21 protein-coding genes are annotated in these 18,557 nt (G+C 38.4%); all 21 read right to left on the bottom strand.

What is annotated here, in order from left to right; translation table 11 throughout:
* Positions 1-35: 35 nt before the first annotated feature.
* Complete coding sequence (locus MKY13_RS02760) at positions 36-302, bottom strand: sporulation transcriptional regulator SpoIIID (RefSeq protein WP_191700818.1); 267 nt, start codon at positions 300-302, stop codon at positions 36-38.
* 150 nt (positions 303-452) lie between these two features.
* On the bottom strand, positions 453-1,103 hold the full coding sequence (locus MKY13_RS02755; protein ID WP_191700817.1) for a M23 family metallopeptidase: 651 nt from the start codon (positions 1,101-1,103) through the stop codon (positions 453-455).
* 49 nt (positions 1,104-1,152) lie between these two features.
* Complete coding sequence (gene spoIID / locus MKY13_RS02750; RefSeq protein ID WP_339215140.1) at positions 1,153-2,061, bottom strand: stage II sporulation protein D; 909 nt, start codon at positions 2,059-2,061, stop codon at positions 1,153-1,155.
* Positions 2,062-2,293: 232 nt separating this feature from the next.
* Positions 2,294-3,595, bottom strand: coding sequence for a UDP-N-acetylglucosamine 1-carboxyvinyltransferase (murA, locus tag MKY13_RS02745; protein ID WP_191700815.1), 1,302 nt, complete (start codon positions 3,593-3,595; stop codon positions 2,294-2,296).
* Positions 3,596-3,959: 364 nt separating this feature from the next.
* Positions 3,960-4,202 carry a DUF1146 family protein gene (locus MKY13_RS02740; RefSeq protein WP_339215138.1) on the bottom strand — a complete coding sequence of 81 codons (243 nt, stop codon included), beginning with the start codon at positions 4,200-4,202 and terminating at the stop codon, positions 3,960-3,962.
* 142 nt (positions 4,203-4,344) lie between these two features.
* A complete protein-coding gene (locus MKY13_RS02735; RefSeq protein ID WP_191700813.1) occupies positions 4,345-4,752 on the bottom strand; it encodes a F0F1 ATP synthase subunit epsilon in 408 nt (135 codons plus the stop codon).
* A gap of 23 nt (positions 4,753-4,775) precedes the next feature.
* A complete protein-coding gene (gene atpD / locus MKY13_RS02730) occupies positions 4,776-6,191 on the bottom strand; it encodes a F0F1 ATP synthase subunit beta (protein ID WP_191700812.1) in 1,416 nt (471 codons plus the stop codon).
* 48 nt (positions 6,192-6,239) lie between these two features.
* Positions 6,240-7,097 carry an ATP synthase F1 subunit gamma gene (gene atpG / locus MKY13_RS02725; RefSeq protein ID WP_191700811.1) on the bottom strand — a complete coding sequence of 286 codons (858 nt, stop codon included), beginning with the start codon at positions 7,095-7,097 and terminating at the stop codon, positions 6,240-6,242.
* Between the two features lie 103 nt (positions 7,098-7,200).
* Positions 7,201-8,709, bottom strand: a complete 1,509-nt coding sequence (gene atpA, locus MKY13_RS02720) for a F0F1 ATP synthase subunit alpha (protein ID WP_191700810.1) — start codon at positions 8,707-8,709, stop codon at positions 7,201-7,203.
* Positions 8,710-8,738: 29 nt separating this feature from the next.
* Positions 8,739-9,275 carry a F0F1 ATP synthase subunit delta gene (locus MKY13_RS02715; protein WP_339215134.1) on the bottom strand — a complete coding sequence of 179 codons (537 nt, stop codon included), beginning with the start codon at positions 9,273-9,275 and terminating at the stop codon, positions 8,739-8,741.
* Positions 9,272-9,793 carry a F0F1 ATP synthase subunit B gene (atpF, locus tag MKY13_RS02710; protein WP_191700808.1) on the bottom strand — a complete coding sequence of 174 codons (522 nt, stop codon included), beginning with the start codon at positions 9,791-9,793 and terminating at the stop codon, positions 9,272-9,274. The genes MKY13_RS02715 and atpF overlap by 4 nt, the downstream gene beginning before the upstream one ends.
* 170 nt (positions 9,794-9,963) lie before the next feature.
* Positions 9,964-10,188 (bottom strand): F0F1 ATP synthase subunit C, encoded by a 225-nt coding sequence (gene atpE / locus MKY13_RS02705; protein WP_191700807.1) that lies wholly within the window; start codon positions 10,186-10,188, stop codon positions 9,964-9,966.
* A 76-nt stretch (positions 10,189-10,264) separates the two neighbouring features.
* Positions 10,265-10,990, bottom strand: coding sequence for a F0F1 ATP synthase subunit A (gene atpB / locus MKY13_RS02700; RefSeq protein WP_191700806.1), 726 nt, complete (start codon positions 10,988-10,990; stop codon positions 10,265-10,267).
* Between the two features lie 30 nt (positions 10,991-11,020).
* Positions 11,021-11,392, bottom strand: coding sequence for an ATP synthase subunit I (locus MKY13_RS02695; protein WP_191700805.1), 372 nt, complete (start codon positions 11,390-11,392; stop codon positions 11,021-11,023).
* A gap of 610 nt (positions 11,393-12,002) precedes the next feature.
* Positions 12,003-13,157 carry a UDP-N-acetylglucosamine 2-epimerase (non-hydrolyzing) gene (wecB, locus tag MKY13_RS02690; protein ID WP_339215131.1) on the bottom strand — a complete coding sequence of 385 codons (1,155 nt, stop codon included), beginning with the start codon at positions 13,155-13,157 and terminating at the stop codon, positions 12,003-12,005.
* Between the two features lie 119 nt (positions 13,158-13,276).
* A complete protein-coding gene (gene upp, locus MKY13_RS02685) occupies positions 13,277-13,906 on the bottom strand; it encodes a uracil phosphoribosyltransferase (protein ID WP_191700803.1) in 630 nt (209 codons plus the stop codon).
* A 300-nt stretch (positions 13,907-14,206) separates the two neighbouring features.
* On the bottom strand, positions 14,207-15,451 hold the full coding sequence (gene glyA, locus MKY13_RS02680; protein WP_191700802.1) for a serine hydroxymethyltransferase: 1,245 nt from the start codon (positions 15,449-15,451) through the stop codon (positions 14,207-14,209).
* A 76-nt stretch (positions 15,452-15,527) separates the two neighbouring features.
* A complete protein-coding gene (locus MKY13_RS02675; RefSeq protein ID WP_339215127.1) occupies positions 15,528-16,073 on the bottom strand; it encodes a TIGR01440 family protein in 546 nt (181 codons plus the stop codon).
* A 14-nt stretch (positions 16,074-16,087) separates the two neighbouring features.
* Complete coding sequence (rpiB, locus tag MKY13_RS02670) at positions 16,088-16,525, bottom strand: ribose 5-phosphate isomerase B (RefSeq protein WP_191700800.1); 438 nt, start codon at positions 16,523-16,525, stop codon at positions 16,088-16,090.
* A gap of 216 nt (positions 16,526-16,741) precedes the next feature.
* Positions 16,742-17,095 (bottom strand): cytochrome c, encoded by a 354-nt coding sequence (locus tag MKY13_RS02665; protein ID WP_339215125.1) that lies wholly within the window; start codon positions 17,093-17,095, stop codon positions 16,742-16,744.
* 169 nt (positions 17,096-17,264) lie between these two features.
* Positions 17,265-18,557: a HAMP domain-containing methyl-accepting chemotaxis protein gene (locus MKY13_RS02660; RefSeq protein ID WP_191700799.1), complete on the bottom strand. Its 1,293-nt coding sequence runs from the start codon at positions 18,555-18,557 to the stop codon at positions 17,265-17,267.

Here is an 18,557-nt window from a genome sequence, read left to right as displayed (position 1 = left end):
CACTTAAAAAAGCATTTAGTTGCTATAAAAACAGCCTAAATGCTTTTTTCTTGTTGCTTTGATATCCATTTTTTACGTGTTGCTTCACCACCGCGTAAATGGCGAATTGATTTGTTGTAGGATAATACCTGTTGTACTTGTAGCGCAAGTGGTTCATTCACTTGTTTTAGGCGCTCTGTCAAATCTTTGTGTACAGTACTTTTAGAAAATCCCGTCATTTTCGCGAGTGCACGCACGGTTACCCCTGTCTCTACCAACAGTTCACCCAATCGAACGCAGCGTTGCCGAATATGTTCGTGCACGTCCTCTCCCTCTCTATCTCAATTCTAAAAAGCCTTGCTTTCTTAATATTTCACCTTATGTGAGTTGGCTCTTATTTATTCGAGTTAGAATGAAGGAATCGATGAGATCTTGCTAAAAACATTTCCGTATCTATCCATTTTGTCAGGAAATCAAAAGGATAAATATTTGTTCGGGTTCACTAATACCCCATTTTCAACAACTTCGAAATGTAAATGGATACCTGCTGTAGGATTCCATTCATTTTCTTGGGAAGTAGCGATTGGCTCTCCTTGAGAAACTTTATCTCCTTGTTTTACAAGAATATCTGCCACTGAGTTATAGCGCGTTTGCATACCGTTTGGATGCGTTAGGGTAATCATATTGCCCGTAAATGAATCCATCTTAACCTCAGTCACTTCACCGCTCATTGCAGCTACTACTTCAAAAGGCTCGCTATTAATCGCAATTGATACCCCAGTTGATGTTGTAAACACTTGATTAAATACTAGTAATGCATTTTCTCGTGTTGCTTCATCTTTTGTCACATCATAAAAATCTTGTAAAATTGTTACTTCACTTAAGTATTGTTCTTTAAATGGATACTTTAATGTTTCCTGAGCTGTAGAAGTTGGAATAATTGTTTCTTCCACTGGTGCAGTTACTTCAGTTAATAATTCTTTTTCTTCCTGACTTTCGTATAAAGCGGTAAAACTAAAAATTACAGCCACAATCATTAATGCCATACTACTGTACGCTACCGGCCAAAACCACTTTTTTTGTGTAAATGGTTTCTGAGAAGGCTTTTGTTTAACTTCTCTCATGTTCATCACCTCAAGTGAAAGTGTAGACAGGAGTTTCAAAAGTTAAACATTATTTTTTACAATAATTTATCAATTTTAAGGTAGTATTTGGATAATAATGCGCAAGTATTTGTTCAGCTGCTGTTCCACTATGTGCCATCGCATTGGCCCCATACTGGCTCATACCTACCCCATGCCCGTACCCATAGGTCGTAATTGAAATACCGGTAGCTGTAGCTGACCATGTAAAACTGCTGGATTTTAAATTTAAAAGTGTTCTGATTTCTCGTCCTGACCAGATTTTTTTCCCAATTTTTATCTGCTCTATACGTTTAGAATCATTGAGCTGAATTTTAGCGTTTTGTAATTCGGATTTCGTGAATTTCTGTTGAAGCATTTTATTTAGTTGCTCAAATGTGTAGTGCGTTTCTTCAGGGTCGACTTTTTCAGGTGAAGTGGTAGTTTTTAAGTATGGAATGGAATTACCGCTATAATTTTTGGCGGATTCTGTTTGTTGATAGGACGCAGCATGAAACATTGCGGTAATTAGTTCATCATTGTAGGTGAGGATTTGATTGGCTGTTTGCTGAACGGCTTCTGTTAGTTTTTGTTCATATTCTGCAAAGGTAGTTTGCCATTTTTGTTCACGTAAATTTTGATCATTGTATACTTGGTGTGCGGTCGTTGTAAGAATTGGTTTTGCTCCATAGTCTGTCTGCTTCAATACGTATGTGCGTGCAGCAATAGCCTGAGCTTTCAAAGCTTCTAAATGGAAGCTTGCCGGCATCTCTCCTGCAAGTACACCGATTAAATAGTCTTCAATTGGTATTGTTTCATTGTTTGCAGTTATAAGTAATGGACATGACGCTGTTTCTGTTATTGGATCAGCTGAAGTAATATTTGGTTTTTTAGTCTTAAAAGTAAGAGGGATTAAAAATAACAAAACACAAATGATAAAATAAATTATAATTTTTTTCATGAGACAGTATATGAGAAGGTTGGAGGATTATGAGTTGGATTATTTAAGAGAAAATGTGGTATGAACATTCTACTTTATATTGTCATTATCTGTTTTTCGGGACATATATTTTACTGAATAGGAATTTTCGTTGATTCCTATATAAACTCTCTATTATTTATAAAATCTCCCGAAAATTAAAAAGCATTCCGAAAACTTTACTAGTCCTCGAAATGCCTTAAACTATTTATTTTTATACTGATACGATTGTTTCCTGTAAGATTTCTTCTTCTGTATCAATACGCTCAATATGGGCACCTAGAGAAGCCAATTTTTTGTGGAAATCAACATACCCTCGGTCTAAATGGTGTAATTTTGTTACTCGTGTTATACCTTCCGACACTAACCCAGTTAATATAAGTGCTGCTGCTGCGCGTAAATCTGTAGCTGAAACTTCAGCTCCCTGAAGATTTTTTCCACCTTCAATAAATACAGAGCGTCCTTCGATCTTTGCATCTGCATTCATTCGACGGAATTCTTCAACATGCATGAAACGGTTTTCAAAAACTGTCTCCGTAATGATGCTTGTTCCGTTCGCTGTTAACATTAAGGCCATCATTTGTGATTGCATATCGGTAGGGAATCCTGGATGTGGCATAGTTTTGATATCCACCGCTTTTAAGGGGTCATTTGAACGTACGCGTACGCCTTCATCTTCCTCAATAACTTCAACGCCCATTTCGCGCATTTTCGCGATTAATGCCGTCATATGCTCAGGTACTGCATTTTCGATAAGTACATCACCACGTGTAATTGCTGCTGCTACCATAAATGTTCCTGCTTCAATACGATCTGGAATAATGTAATGCTCGCAACCTTTTAGTTCCTTAACACCCTCGATGCGTATAGTATCTGTACCGGCACCGATAACACGACCACCCATTGCGTTAATAAAGTTTGCTAAGTCTACTATCTCAGGTTCTTTTGCAGCATTTTCAATAATCGTTGTACCTTTTGCAAGTGCTGCTGCAGTCATGATATTTTCTGTAGCGCCAACACTTGGGAAGTCTAAATAGATTTCTGCGCCTTTTAATTCATCTTTCACCTTTGCTTCCACATAACCATGTCCAAAGGAGATTTCAGCACCCATTGCCTCAAAGCCTTTTAAATGAAGTTCAATAGGACGAGAGCCAATAGCACATCCACCAGGTAATGCAACACGTGCATAGCCGTTACGTGCCAAAAGCGATCCCATTACTAAAATCGATGCTCGCATTTTACTAACAAACTCAAATTGTGCTTCACTTGATAGTTTCATAGAGGCATCTATAATCATTTCATTATTCTCAGCATTAAACTCTACAATTGCATTTAAACTTTTTAATACTTCACCAATCGTTCTAACATCTGCTAGGTTCGGTACGTCTTTAATCATATTTTTATTTTTAGAAGCTAATAGAGAAGCAGCTAAAATTGGTAATACGGCATTTTTTGCACCTTCAACACGTACTGTACCTTTTAGAGTCTGACCCCCAGTAACAATAATTCTCTCCACAATTCGTCCCTCCGAATTCAATTCTCATATAATAAATGGATAAGTTCAATTTAATAATAATTATTTTAAACTTCATTTGACTTCAATTTTACACACAAAAATCATACTACATTTATTGGCACTGTATTTCAAGCACCCAAATTACTATTTTAAGCTAATTTTTCTGAAAAGGCTATTAAATTATAATACGCAGTGCAACTATTTAATGTGAATAGACAAATTTCCACAAATAAGTACCACCATCTACTAACTACCCAAAACCTGTATATTCGCAAACGTCTATATTTCCTAGGAAATTTTATTTCTTGGAGTGAAAAACAAACAATTATTGCTCCCTGCAAGAAATAAAATGGTCACATCCCCTTTAACCGAAAATATAAGGGATAGTTTTAGACCAATCCAAAAAATTTAAAAAGAAGTCTGCTACAGCTGAGCCGATTGCAATACTCACAAATATATAGAATAGCTGGATCTGAAACGTTTTCCCTTTTTTAAATAATTGTTCAATACGTAAGCCCTGTAATGCATAAAGAGCCATTCCTATAAATATAATATATGCTAAAACATTAATGATTGCCTGTTGACCAGCTTCAACAAATAAATCCATTTTTCTCCACTCCTTTTATACAACGAAAATATGTTTTGTGCAATATTATGACGAATCCTACTTTCAACTTTTTTTGTTACTCGAAAATATGTTACACCCAAAAAAAGCGGGCAGAGAGACCTCTGCCCGCGTATCATCAAATTTAGATGTTACCCTCATGAACGTTGATACGATTCATCGCACGATTTAAAGCTAGTTCCGCACGTTTGAAATCGATGTCATCTTGTTTCTTTTGAAGGCGACCTTCAGCACGCGCTAAAGCTTCTTTAGCACGTGCAATATCGATTGAAGCAGCAACTTCAGCAGAAGGAGCCAAAATCGAAATTTTATCAGGACGAACTTCAATGAAACCACCGCTAATCGCTGCAACTTCTGTCGTGCCATCTGCTTTTTTAAGCTTCACTGCACTAATAGCAAGTGGAGCAACCATAGGAATATGGCCAGCTAAGACACCGATTTCACCTGAAGTCGTTTTAGCGATTACCATCGTAACCTCTGAATCGTATACTGAGCCGTCGGGAGTGACAATATTGACTGTAACTGTCTTCATATTTTTTCCTCCTCGTCAGCTAATTAAACTTGTACGCCCATTTCTTTAGCTTTCGCTACTACTTCATCAATTGAACCAACTAAACGGAAAGCATCTTCTGGTAAGTGATCCCATTTGCCATCAAGGATTTCCTTGAATGAACGAACAGTTTCTTTAACAGGTACATAAGAACCTTTTTGACCAGTGAATTGCTCCGCTACGTGGAAGTTTTGAGATAAGAAGAACTGGATACGACGAGCACGTTCTACAGTTTGTTTATCTTCATCAGATAACTCATCCATACCTAAGATAGCAATGATATCTTGTAACTCACGGTAACGTTGGATTGTACGTTGAACACCAGTTGCGATTGCATAGTGTTCTGGTCCAACGATTTCCGGTGATAATGCACGAGAAGTCGAAGCTAGTGGGTCTACCGCTGGATAGATACCCATCTCAGATAATTTACGCTCAAGGTTAGTTGTTGCATCTAAGTGGGCGAATGTTGTAGCCGGAGCCGGGTCAGTATAGTCATCGGCTGGTACGTAAATCGCTTGGATAGAAGTTACAGAACCTTTTGTAGTAGATGTGATACGCTCTTGTAATTTACCCATTTCTGTAGCAAGTGTTGGTTGGTAACCTACCGCTGAAGGCATACGACCTAATAGGGCAGAAACCTCAGAACCTGCTTGTGTGAAACGGAAAATGTTGTCGATGAATAAAAGTACGTCTGCACCTTGCTCATCACGGAAGAATTCAGCCATTGTTAAACCAGTTAAAGCTACGCGCATACGTGCTCCAGGTGGCTCATTCATTTGACCGAATACCATTGCAGTTTGTTTGATTACGCCTGAATCTGTCATTTCGAAGAATAAGTCGTTACCCTCACGAGTACGCTCACCTACACCTGCGAATACAGAGATACCTGCGTGTTCTTGTGCGATGTTGTTGATTAATTCTTGGATTAATACTGTTTTACCTACACCGGCACCACCGAATAGACCGATTTTACCACCTTTGATGTATGGTGCTAATAAGTCTACTACTTTGATACCTGTTTCAAGGATTTCTACAGTAGTTGATAATTCATCGAATGTTGGAGCTTCGCGGTGAATTGAATCACGACGAACGTCTGCAGGAATTTCTTCACCTAAATCGATAACTTCACCAAGTACGTTAAATACGCGACCTAATGTAGCATCACCAACTGGTACTGAGATCGGTGCTCCTGTGTTTGTTACTTCTGCTCCACGTTGTAAACCATCAGTAGATGACATGGCAATTGTACGAACAGAATCGTCACCTAAGTGAAGCGCTACTTCTAATGCAAGAGTAGTCGGAGCTTCGTTAGGACGTTCAATTTTAACTGTTAATGCGTTATAAATATCTGGTAATTGACCATTAGCAAACTTTACGTCTACTACTGGACCCATTACTTGAAGAACGTGTCCGTTGTTCATTACTTTGTACCCTCCTATCGTATTCTTATACGACGTTGGTGAATGCGCCTATTCTAAGGCAGCAGCTCCACCAACGATTTCTGTAATTTCTTGTGTAATCGCCGCTTGACGTGCACGGTTATATTGTAGAGAAAGGTCTGCAATAAGATCGTTTGCATTGTCTGTAGCGTTTTTCATGGCTGTCATACGTGCTGAATGTTCACTCGCTTTTCCATCTAATATAGCGCCATAAATTAAGCTTTCCGCATATTGTGGAAGTAATACTTCTAAAATGGCTTCACCTGATGGCTCAAATTCATAAGCAGCATCGCTTGATGAAGGTGCAATATCAGTTAAAGGAAGAACTTTTTTCACAGTCACTTCGTTTTGAATAGCAGATACGAAGTGATTGTAGTACATATAAAGTTCATCATACGTACCGTCAATGAACATACCAACAGCATTACGAGCGATTTCTTTAATATCAGCAAATGATGGTTGGTCTGGAAGACCGATAACATCTGCGATAACATTGTGTCCACGCTTTACAAAGTAATCACGAACAACACGACCTACTGCTAAGATTACATACTCATCTGTAGAGTTGTGACGTTTAATAATAGTGTTTTGAACCTCACGTAAAATGCTTGAGTTGTAAGCACCTGCTAACCCGCTATCAGAACCGATAACTAAGTAAGCTGTTTTCTTAACAGGACGAGACGTTAACATTGGATGTCCACTATCTTTAGTACCTGCTGCGATTGCGCCTACTACCTCTTGAATTTTCTCCATATATGGAACGTAAGCCTTAGCGTTTTGCTCTGCACGGCGCAACTTTGAAGAAGAAACCATTTGCATTGCTTTAGTAATTTGTTTCGTAGACTTTGTAGAGTTAATACGACCTTTAATTTCGCGTAAGTTTACCACTGGTATTTCACCACCTTTTGATTTTTATCAAGCTCTTATTAAAAAAGAGTTGTCCAGTTTTTCACGCTTTATAAACATGCGTGAAAAACCGTTCAATTCTTACTTACTCAGATTTAGCGAAAGTCTTTTTGAATGCGTTAATTGCTTCAACATACTCTGCATCTGGAGCAAGTTCTTTAGTTGTACGAACATGATCTAAAACATTTGTGTGGTTTGTATCTAACCAGCTTAAGAATTCGTTTTCAAAACGAACGATATCTTGTACTGGAATATCATCTAAGTGACCTTTAGTTAATGCATAAAGGATCGCAACTTGTTTTTCAACTTTAAGTGGTTTGTTTAAGTCTTGTTTTAACACTTCAACTGTACGTTTACCACGCTCTAATTTACCAAGCGTAATTGGGTCTAAGTTAGATCCGAACTGAGCGAATGACTCTAATTCACGGAACGCTGCTAAGTCAAGACGTAATGTACCTGCTACTTTTTTCATCGCCTTGATTTGTGCAGAACCACCTACACGTGATACTGATAAACCAGCGTTGATCGCAGGACGTACACCTGAGTTGAATAAGTCAGATTGTAAGAAGATTTGACCATCTGTAATAGAGATTACGTTTGTTGGGATATATGCAGAGATATCGCCCGCTTGCGTTTCTACGAATGGAAGCGCTGTAATCGAACCATTTTTGTAAGTTTCGTTTAACTTCGCAGCACGCTCAAGTAGACGGCTGTGTAAGTAGAATACGTCACCAGGGTAAGCTTCACGACCTGGAGGACGGCGTAGAAGAAGTGAAAGTTCACGGTATGCTGATGCTTGTTTAGTTAAGTCATCATACACGATTAATACGTGCTTACCATCTAACATGAATTCTTCTGCCATAGAAATACCTGCAAATGGAGCAAGGTATAATAATGGAGCTGGTTGTGATGCAGAAGCTGTTACAACGATTGTGTAATCTAATGCACCGTGCTTACGGAAAGTTTCAACTACGTTACGTACAGTTGATTCCTTTTGTCCGATTGCTACGTAGATACAAATCATATCTTCGCCTTGTTGGTTTAAAATTGTATCGATTGCTACAGATGTTTTACCAACTTGACGGTCACCGATGATTAACTCACGTTGACCACGACCGATTGGAACTAAAGCGTCAATCGCTTTAATACCTGTTTGTAATGGCTCATGTACTGATTTACGTGCCATTACACCGAAAGCAGGACTTTCGATTGGACGAGATTTTGTTGTGTTGATTGGACCTAATCCATCCACTGGCATACCAAGTGGGTTTACAACACGGCCAATTAGTGCTTCACCAACTGGTACTTCCATAATACGACCTGTACGACGAACCTCATCGCCTTCTTTGATGCCTAGGTAGTCTCCTAAAATTACGATACCAACGTTACCTTCTTCTAGGTTTTGTGCCATACCCATAACACCGTTTGAGAACTCTAAAAGCTCTCCAGCCATGGCGTTGTCGAGGCCATGAGCACGAGCGATACCGTCACCAACAGTGATAACTGTACCTACTTCGCTTACTTTTAATTCCGATTGATAACCTTCAATCTGCTGTTTAATCAGACTGCTGATTTCTTCAGCTTTGATGCCCATGTATGTTCACCTCTCACATTTCTTAAGATTTAGCCAACTAATACTCGTTTTAAGTCCTCTAGCTTAGAAGCTACAGTGCTGTCGAAAATATAGTTGCCGATTTGAACGCGTACGCCACCAATTAATGACGCATCGATAATGTTTGTAATGTTCAGTTGCTCTTTGCCGACTAACTTACTGAAAGCAGCAGAAATTTCTGCTCTCTCCCCTGCCGTTAACTCGCGCGTAGAGTAAACTTTTGCATCTGCAGAGCCTTGAGCAGCTGCTGCTAATGCTTGATACTGTTCTGCTACAGCTGATAATTCGTTTAAACGTTTCTTTTCGATTAAGAATTGAACCATGTTAATTACGATTGGCTGTGCACCAGTTAAAACTTGTGCAATCAGTTCTTTCTTACGGTCAGTAGAAATTTTAGGAGCAGATAGTAATGCTATAAACTCATCGTTTAAAGCCATTACTTTTGTAAGTTCCTGCAAATCTGCACTTACTTCAGTAAGAACGTTTTGTTTAATTGCTAATTCATACGTTGCTTGAGCATAGCGATTTGCTACAGTCGATTGACTCATTTCGCTTCGCCTGCCTTCGCAATCGTTTCTTTAATTAATGCGCTGTTATCAGCTTCGGAAATTTCTTTCCCAAGAACTTTAGACGCAGCAAGTACTGATAATGAAACGACTTCTTCACGTACAGCAGCGATTGCTTTTTCTTTCTCTGCTTCGATATCACGAACAGCAGATTCTTTTAAACGGTTCGCTTCAGCGCGTGCAGCGACAACGATCTCTTCGCGTGTTGCTTCGCCTTGCTTTTTAGCACCTTCAATAATTGATTGCGCTTCCGTACGAGCTTCTTTAAGAAGGCTCTTTTGTTCTTCTAATAGTGCTTGTGTTTCTTTTTTGGCTTTTTCAGCCGCGTCGATACCGTTTGCAACTAACTCTTCACGTTCGCGCATAATACCCATTAAAGGACCCCAAGCGAACTTTTTAAGAAGTGCCATTAATCCTAAGAAAATCACTAATGTTGCGATAGCGTCTCCTAAGTTAAGGCCAGTAGCACCTGCACCTAGTACAAGATAATCTAAAAACACGATTGTTTCACTCCCTTCAAGAGCTTGAATAGAAATCTATATTTTGTATTACTTTTTATTCATTTTAAAATTTGTAAAAAAAGGGTACTCCTTTTTTATACAAAACTAATGGCGAAGGGTTTCAAAAGAATTCTACTTCGCCACTGGGTTTAAAATAATCTTAATGAAGACTATTGGTTCATTACGATGAATGCGATTACTACTGCGATGATCGGTAATGCTTCTACTAACGCTACCCCGATGAACATTGTAGTTTGAAGAACGCCACGTGCTTCTGGTTGACGAGCGATACCTTCTACTGTTTTTGAAACGATAAGACCGTTACCAATACCTGCACCTAGTGCTGCTAAACCGATTGCGATTGCTGCTGCTAATAAACCTACTGAACCTACCATTGATAATATCCTCCTTGGATGTGTTGTTTTTTTTTTTTTCAAATTGCCGCGCTACAATGAATGCGGAAATTTATAATTAATGGTCTGCACTCACTTTGTGAGCCATATAAACCATTGTTAACATAACGAAAATGAAAGCTTGGATAAACCCGATGAAAATTGAGAATCCCATCCATGCCATCATTGGTACGATTGCACCGAAGAAACCAAACACACTTGAAACTGCTAAACCAGTTAGCAACGTTAGTAAAATCTCACCGGCGTAAATGTTACCGTAAAGACGTAGACCAAGAGTTAGCGTATTTGCGAACTCCTCGATAATTTTTAACGGGAACATAAATGACATTGGTTGGACGAATGTTTTAGCATAACCACCTGTACCTTGCATTTTCACGCCGTAATAATGTGTTAATACTAGAATCATCGACGCTAATGTCATTGTAACGACTGGATCGGCTGTTGGTGATTTCCACCATAAATCACTGCCATACAAAATACCACCCATTGGTAAACCAAGTAAGTTGGATACGGCAATGAACATGATTAATGTAATACCTAGAATGTGGAAGCGACCGCCTGTTTTCCAGTCCATGTTACTCTTAATAATATTTTTCACGAAATCCATAATCCATTCCATGAAGTTTTGCATACCAGTCGGTTTTAATGCGAGTCTTCTTGTAGATACAACTGCGATTAAAAATACGATGGCTGCTGCTGCTAAAAGAGTTAACACTGTAGATAAGTTGAAAGTAAGCGTCATAAAGCCTAAATCCAAGTGGAGCTCTGGAGCTGTATGATCCATTTTTGCATTCACCTCTCTTTCAAATGCACCTTAGTGGCTTTTTGTTTGATGTACGATTCTTTCTACTACTAAAAAGATGTACGGAATCATCAGCCCAATGACCGTGCTTATTAAATGAAAATATTGTGGCAACGATATTGCGATTGCGACTGCGGCAACACCTGATCCAAAGCGAAGCGCTGTACCGATAGATGCTACTTTTGTCCCTTCACTAATGGAACGGTCAAATTTTTCCATACGTCGAACTAATATCCAAAAGTTATACGTACCAAAGAACGCACCCAGGGCTATACCAGCAAATACAGAATCATATGGCGAAAATCCCCAGCCTAACGCACAAACAACAAGCAAAAAAAAGAACGCTTTCTTCTGCATTGTAAAAATGTGATGCAAATTTAGCATTGGCAATTAATCTCCTGAAACTTTTTCGAGTAAAGAAAGTGTTCATCGACCATTAAATGAATTAAAATCGTAGTGAATGCACTACAAAATTAGAGGCCGTTACAAGTACTAAATAATTTTTACTATAGACAAATCACATAGTAAACATTCATTTCATACTTCTAAATGTCTCTTAATCTTCACGGACTTAATCCAGACGCAACGTTGCAAATTGACGAATTTCGTTTCAACCGTCAATCTAGTAGAAACTTGATATAACAAGTGTTTCAACGTCTTCAGACTAAACGAAACCCTTATCATTCTTACCCTTTGTAAGCATACAATAGGGGGTTTTTGATGTCAATTAGTAATGGTGAAAAACTTCACACAGTTAAATTCCTTGTCAAATTGTTGACAAATTTGTGTATTCTTGTTCATAATTATTCTCTGCTTTTTTTCACTAAAGCTAAAATTCGCTATTTCATGCATTTTTTCCATTCCCACTTAATATGAAGCATCATAGAAAAAATTTTTTAGCAATAATAGCGAATTTTGCTATTGACAAAATAGAAATAAGTGTAATCTCCTATTTTTCCCTCTTAAATGTTAAAATTATTGCGCTAGGATAAGTTTATCTAGTTTCTGCATTTTTAATTATATCTTCCAATAGTTGCTTTTGTGCGAACTTTAACAATGCTTCCACGATACGAGCAGATGCAAATCCATCACCATATGGGTTCGATGCATGAGCCATCGCTTCGTATGCTTTATTATTTGTTAATAGTTCTTTCGCCATTGAGTAAATAACTTCCTCATCTGTACCAGCAAGCTTTAATGTACCAGCCGCAATACCTTCCGGACGTTCAGTCGTATCGCGTAATACGAGCACTGGCTTCCCTAACGATGGCGCCTCTTCCTGTACTCCACCTGAATCAGTTAAAATCATATACGAACGGGCTGCAAAGTTATGGAAATCAAACACTTCCAATGGTTCAATTAAGTGAACTCTCGGGTTGTCACCTAAAATTTCATTTGCAACTTCTCGTACTGCCGGATTCATATGCACTGGATACACCACTTGAATATCTTTATGTTCATTTAATAAACGCATAATAGCACGGAACATATTGCGCATTGGATTACCTAAATTTTCACGACGATGTGCCGTCAGTAAAATCATTCGGTCTGTCCCTATCTTTTCAAGTACTGGGTGGGTATAGTTTTCGCTAACAGTAGTTTTCAGCGCATCTATCGCCGTATTACCTGTCACGAAAATTGATTCATCCAATTTATTTTCTTTTAGTAGATTTGCTCTTGATTGTTCTGTAGGAGCAAAATGCAAATCCGCCATTACACCCGTTAACTGTCGATTCATCTCTTCTGGATAAGGCGAGTATTTTTGCCCTGTACGTAAACCTGCCTCTACATGACCAATTGCAATCTGATTATAAAAAGCAGCTAAACTTCCGACAAATGTTGTCGCAGTATCTCCATGAACTAATACAATATCCGGCTTTGCCTCTTTCATTACGCGGTCAAGACCAAGTAATGCATTTGTCGCTACATCGACTAATGTTTGGCGATCCTTCATTATATTTAAATCATAATTTGGTGTTATATCGAACGTTTCCAATACTTGATCAAGCATTTGACGGTGTTGCGCTGTCACAGTTACGATGGATTCAATTTCCCCTGGATGCTTTTCTAACTCCAACACAAGTGGTGCCATTTTAATTGCTTCTGGACGCGTCCCAAAAATCGTCATAACTTTAAATTTTTTCGTCATCATTCTTCTCCTTGTCTAATCTAGAGTATTAATTATTGCATTGATCCAGCAGGTGTTTCAAACACTGCCGATTCAAGATAAAACGCCCGTTACTTGTGTACGGGCGTTTGTTGTTTTCATTATTTTGTACCGAATAAACGATCCCCAGCATCACCTAAACCTGGTACGATATAGCCGTGGTCGTCTAGTTTTTCATCTAAAGATGCAATGTAAATATCTACATCCGGGTGTAATTTTTGAATTTCTTCTACACCTTCTGGAGCAGCAATTAAGCACATAAACTTAATGCTTTTAGCGCCACGTTTTTTCAGTGAGTTGATTGCTTCAACAGCTGAACCACCTGTTGCTAACATTGGGTCGACAATAATAAAGTCACGCTCTTCAACATCAGCTGGAAGTTTTGCATAATATTCTACAGGCTTTAGCGTCTCTGGGTCACGGTAAAGACCAATATGTCCTACTTTTGCAGCAGGAATTAGCTTTAATACTCCATCTACCATTCCGATACCTGCACGTAAAATTGGTACAATCGCAATTTTCTTACCTGACAGTACTTTTGCCTTTGCTTTTGTAACAGGTGTTTCCACTTCAATTTCTTCAAGTGGTAAATCACGTGTAATTTCAAAAGCCATCAATGTTGCGACTTCATCTACTAGCTCGCGGAATTCTTTTGTCCCAGTATCTTTATCTCGAATATAAGTTAACTTATGCTGAATTAATGGGTGGTCAAATACGTATACTTTACTCACATTGACATCTCCTTACTGTTGTTTATCTAAGTTAGTATAACAGAAAATAAAGTTAACGAAAACTCTCACAGGAATGTTTTGAAAAACGTCTTATTTTGTATAGTAGAGTTTATATTTCACAATAATTAAAATGGATATATTTATCACTAAAATAGCTAGTATATGTCCACTCTCTCTTTCAGCTAGCTTTATCCTTAACTTGCCCTCCATATAAAAAAATACCCTTCTTAATATTTGCATGCAGAACATAATAAAAGCCTTTCTAACTACAAATGCGTAGTTGGAAAGGCTGAAATTTAATTAAGCATATAATGGGTATTTCGCTGTTAAAGCTTCTACACGTTTAAGAGCTTCTTCTTTTACTGCAGCGTCTTCATGATTTTTAAGAACAGATGCTATGATTTTGCCTACTTCAATAACATCCTCTTCTTTAAAGCCACGAGATGTTACAGCAGCTGTACCTACACGAATTCCAGAAGTTACAAATGGAGATTCAGTATCGAATGGAATTGTATTTTTATTTGTTGTAATCGCTACTTCATCTAATACATGCTCCGCAACTTTACCTGTTAAACCTAAAGATTTTACATTTAATAGAAGTAAGTGGTTATCTGTACCACCTGATACGATTTCAACGCCTTCTTCCATTAAAGATTTAGCTAATGCTGCTGCATTAAGTTTAATTTGTTTTGCGTACTCTTTAAATTCTGGTTGTAATGCTTCACCGAATGATACTGCTTTTGCAGCGATGACATGCATTAATGGACCACCTTGAATACCTGGGAAAACTGATTTATTTAATTCTTTTTCCCATTTCGCATCATTTGTTAAAATCATACCGCCACGAGGACCACGTAACGTTTTATGTGTTGTTGTTGTTACGAAATCTGCGTATGGTACTGGGTTTTGATGTTCACCCGCAGCAACTAGACCAGCAATATGTGCCATATCTACCATGAAGTATGCGCCTACTTCATCAGCAATTTCTCGGAATTTTGCGAAGTCAATTTCACGAGGGTAAGCTGAAGCACCTGCAACAATTAACTTTGGCTTAGATTCCAACGCTTTTTGTCTTACATCTTCATAGTCGATAACATTTGTATCTTCAGTTACACCGTACTCTACGAAATTATATAAAATACCAGAGAAGTTAACTGGAGAACCATGCGTTAAGTGACCACCGTGAGATAAGTTCATGCCTAATACTGTATCACCCGGTTTTAAAACTGTATGGTAAACTGCCATGTTTGCTTGTGCACCTGAGTGAGGCTGTACGTTAACATATGTAGCACCGAATAATTCTTTTGCACGGTCGCGCGCAATATTTTCAACTACGTCTACGTGCTCGCATCCCCCATAGTAACGTTTCCCAGGATAGCCTTCTGCATACTTATTTGTAAGGTATGAGCCTTGTGCTTCCATTACAGCTTCCGATACGAAGTTTTCTGAAGCGATTAACTCAATGTTCGTGTTTTGACGTTTTTTCTCTAAAAGAATTGCGTCTAAAATTGCTTTGTCTTGTCCAGCTAAGTTTTCAAATGCCATTATAAAAATCCCCCTAAATTTTGTTCCGAACAAATCGGAGTTTCCAATTCAAAATGATGTATGTAACGTTAAAGCGTTACTTATATTGCGCACGTTCTCCACCGATAAGTTTTGGACGTGTTGTCGCTAATGTAATGACAGCATTACCTAAACGTTTAACAGATGTCCGAATAGGTACCGCTACGGCCTTTAAATGCATGCCGATTAAAGTTTGACCGATATCAATCCCATAGTGTGCCTGAATTGATTCCACAACAACAGGTTCAGTCATTTGTGAAAAAGCATAGGCGGACATGGAGCCACCCGCTGTACGCACTGGAATGACTGAAACTGGTTCTAAGTGATACTTTTTAGCCACAGCTGACTCAAGCGTTAAAGCTCGATTAATATGTTCGCAGCCCTGAAAAACTAAATAGATATTGTTTCTTTGTGCGAATTTTGAGAATTCTTCATATAAAACTTCTGCAACATTGAGTGCGCCGGCTGTACCAATCTTTTCGCCCATTACTTCCGACGTGGAACAGCCAACGACAAAAAGCTGATCTTCGGTAAACTTCACTTGTTGCTCAAATTCAATTAATGCTTGTTTTAAATCATTTTGCAAATCGTGTAAGTCCGTCATTAGATCACTCCTTGTTACCCTTCAATTTCTGAAATCTTTTCTACGCGGCGAATATGACGTCCACCTTCGAATTCAGTATTCAACCAAGTTTCAACAATTTCTCTAGCCAATCCTGGTCCAATTACACGCTCGCCCATCGCCAATACATTGGAATCATTATGACAGCGTGTTGCTTTCGCAGAAAATACGTCATGTACAAGTGCACAGCGGATGCCTTTAAACTTATTGGCAGCAATCGAAATACCAATACCTGTGCCGCAAATTAGTATTCCACGGTCGAACTCACCTGCTGCTACACGTTCTGCTACGGGACGAGCATAGTCTGGATAGTCTACAGAATCATTCGTTTGTGGACCAAAATCTTCATAACTTATCGACATTTCGTCCAATAGTGACATAATTTCTTTTCTTAAATTATTTCCACCGTGGTCTGATGAAATCGCAATTTTCATAAAGGTACCTCCTACCTCTTTTTTACTCAATTATATTCAACATCAGTGTACCATTTATTACATCAAAATGACACGTGTTTTCCTCAGAAGTTTCGCATTATCAGTTCAAAACACGAATATTCAACCTATAACATTATTATATTGTTATTTTTTTGGACAATTCGCTTTAAAAGTTTACATAAAAAAGATCACCCTTATCAGAGTGACTTTTTCCAATTATTGTATGGATAATAAATAATCTGCTACTGCTTCTTCTTCACCTGCTGCAGTTCCTGCTGGCATTGCGCCTTTACCATTTTCTAAAATATCGATAATTTCCTCTTTAGATAATGAGATGTTAGTTAAGTCCGGTCCCATTGCCCCTGATAAATCTCCCCCGTGACAGCCGATACAGCTGGCATTCACTACTTTTTCCCCTTCTGAAACATCTGACGTAGCTGAGTCATTTGATTCGGTTGATTCAGTAGGTGTTGAATTTGTAGTGTCCGTATCTGTTTCTTCTGCATCCCCACATGCAGCTAAACCAGCTACTACTACACCCATTAATAACCAGTATTTGAGCTTTTTCAAAACGATCCCTCCAGGATTAATTTTTATACGTAATATTCCGTACATACCCTATTCATTTCAACATGAAACGACAAACCCCTTTTATAATGCACATAGAGTCATAATTTTGACAAATAGAAACCCCTTATAAAATTGGATTTTGTCCAAGTCTATAAAGGGTATTGACAATCTATTGATTGCGGTCGAATTGCTGAATCATTCGATATAGCTCAGCAGATTGCTGTTTTAGATCGCTCGCCAATGCTTCTACTTGCTTAATAGCATGCGCTTGTTCTGAAGAAGCAGCACTTACTTCCTGCGCACTTGCGGATGTTTGTTCAGCAATTGCGGCTACTTCTTGTGATTGATGCGATGTATGCTCGATATTTTTCATTTGCTGTTCAACCAATTGAGAGATTTGAACAACATCATCTGCCATTTCATACACTGATTTCGTCATACCTTCAACGGCTGTTGTCGTTTCAGATACACGCGAAGACTCGTTGGCAGCAAATGAAACTTGTTCGTTCATTTGTTTTACTACAATAGATACATTTTGTTGCATCGTCTGAATTAATTTTGTAATTCCTTGAACCGCGTTAGCACTTTCATCGGCTAAACCACGTACTTCTTCTGCTACTACCGCAAAGCCTTTACCGTGCTCGCCTGCTCGTGCTGCTTCAATTGAGGCATTTAATGCAAGTAAATTTGTTTGACCCGCAATATCTCCAACTAAGCCGATAATTCGTTCAATTTGCTCTGCATTTTTTTCTAATTCGCGAATATTAACTAATGAATTTTCATTATCCGCCGCAATTTTTTGAATACTATTTACGACTCCGTGAATCGCATCTGTAGTTGACGTTAAATTTGATAAAAGATCTTTCGAACGACTAGCTGTATGTAATGCTTTATTGTTTACTTCAGATGCTAGTGTACGTACTTCTTCAATAGCTTCTACTGTTTCCTGAATCGCAACTGCAGAAGATTCAGCTCCTAATGAAATTTGACTGATATTGCTCGTAATTTGCTCTGCATTATTTGTTACAGATATACTTTCATCTGAAAGCTTTCGAATAGTTTCATCTGTAGTTTTATAATTCCCCTCAATGCCATTAACCATTTTGCGCAAATTAACGACCATCGCCTGAAATGCCTCAGCTACAGTCCGGATTTCATCATTTGTTTTCGGCATGTCGACATCTTTTCCAATTTTACCCTCAGCTACCTGATTGGCACTGCTCTCTAATCGCTGTAATGGACGTACAATTACTAAACTAAACACAGCTGCCAATGCACAAGACCAAAAGATTCCTAATACATATGTAATAATTTGAAACATGCTCGTACTAGTATTTTCGAAAAACATCGGACGTAAATATTCGATAAATACAAAACTACATGTATATGTAATAAGCGCTAATATCCCGACAAATAATACGAGCTTCCGACGTAAACTAAATGATTTTTTCTGTGAATCCAT

The organism is Solibacillus sp. FSL W8-0372, assembly GCF_037969735.1.
GTDB lineage: Bacteria > Bacillota > Bacilli > Bacillales_A > Planococcaceae > Solibacillus > Solibacillus faecavium.
This window is presented reverse-complemented; position numbering and strand designations above follow the sequence as displayed.

Excerpts from the sequence above, each read along its gene's own strand:
- MKY13_RS02755 (WP_191700817.1), bottom strand. The coding sequence starts at position 1,103 with ATGAGAGAAGTTAAACAAAAGCCTTCTCAGAAACCATTTACACAAAAA.
- spoIID (WP_339215140.1), bottom strand. The coding sequence starts at position 2,061 with ATGAAAAAAATTATAATTTATTTTATCATTTGTGTTTTGTTATTTTTA.
- MKY13_RS02740 (WP_339215138.1), bottom strand. The coding sequence starts at position 4,202 with ATGGATTTATTTGTTGAAGCTGGTCAACAGGCAATCATTAATGTTTTA.
- MKY13_RS02735 (WP_191700813.1), bottom strand. The coding sequence starts at position 4,752 with ATGAAGACAGTTACAGTCAATATTGTCACTCCCGACGGCTCAGTATAC.
- atpD (WP_191700812.1), bottom strand. The coding sequence starts at position 6,191 with ATGAACAACGGACACGTTCTTCAAGTAATGGGTCCAGTAGTAGACGTA.
- atpA (WP_191700810.1), bottom strand. The coding sequence starts at position 8,709 with ATGGGCATCAAAGCTGAAGAAATCAGCAGTCTGATTAAACAGCAGATT.
- MKY13_RS02715 (WP_339215134.1), bottom strand. The coding sequence starts at position 9,275 with ATGAGTCAATCGACTGTAGCAAATCGCTATGCTCAAGCAACGTATGAA.
- atpE (WP_191700807.1), bottom strand. The coding sequence starts at position 10,188 with ATGGTAGGTTCAGTAGGTTTATTAGCAGCAGCAATCGCAATCGGTTTA.
- atpB (WP_191700806.1), bottom strand. The coding sequence starts at position 10,990 with ATGGATCATACAGCTCCAGAGCTCCACTTGGATTTAGGCTTTATGACG.
- MKY13_RS02695 (WP_191700805.1), bottom strand. The coding sequence starts at position 11,392 with ATGCTAAATTTGCATCACATTTTTACAATGCAGAAGAAAGCGTTCTTT.
- wecB (WP_339215131.1), bottom strand. The coding sequence starts at position 13,157 with ATGACGAAAAAATTTAAAGTTATGACGATTTTTGGGACGCGTCCAGAA.
- glyA (WP_191700802.1), bottom strand. The coding sequence starts at position 15,451 with ATGGCATTTGAAAACTTAGCTGGACAAGACAAAGCAATTTTAGACGCA.
- MKY13_RS02675 (WP_339215127.1), bottom strand. The coding sequence starts at position 16,073 with ATGACGGACTTACACGATTTGCAAAATGATTTAAAACAAGCATTAATT.
- rpiB (WP_191700800.1), bottom strand. The coding sequence starts at position 16,525 with ATGAAAATTGCGATTTCATCAGACCACGGTGGAAATAATTTAAGAAAA.
- MKY13_RS02660 (WP_191700799.1), bottom strand. The coding sequence starts at position 18,557 with ATGGATTCACAGAAAAAATCATTTAGTTTACGTCGGAAGCTCGTATTA.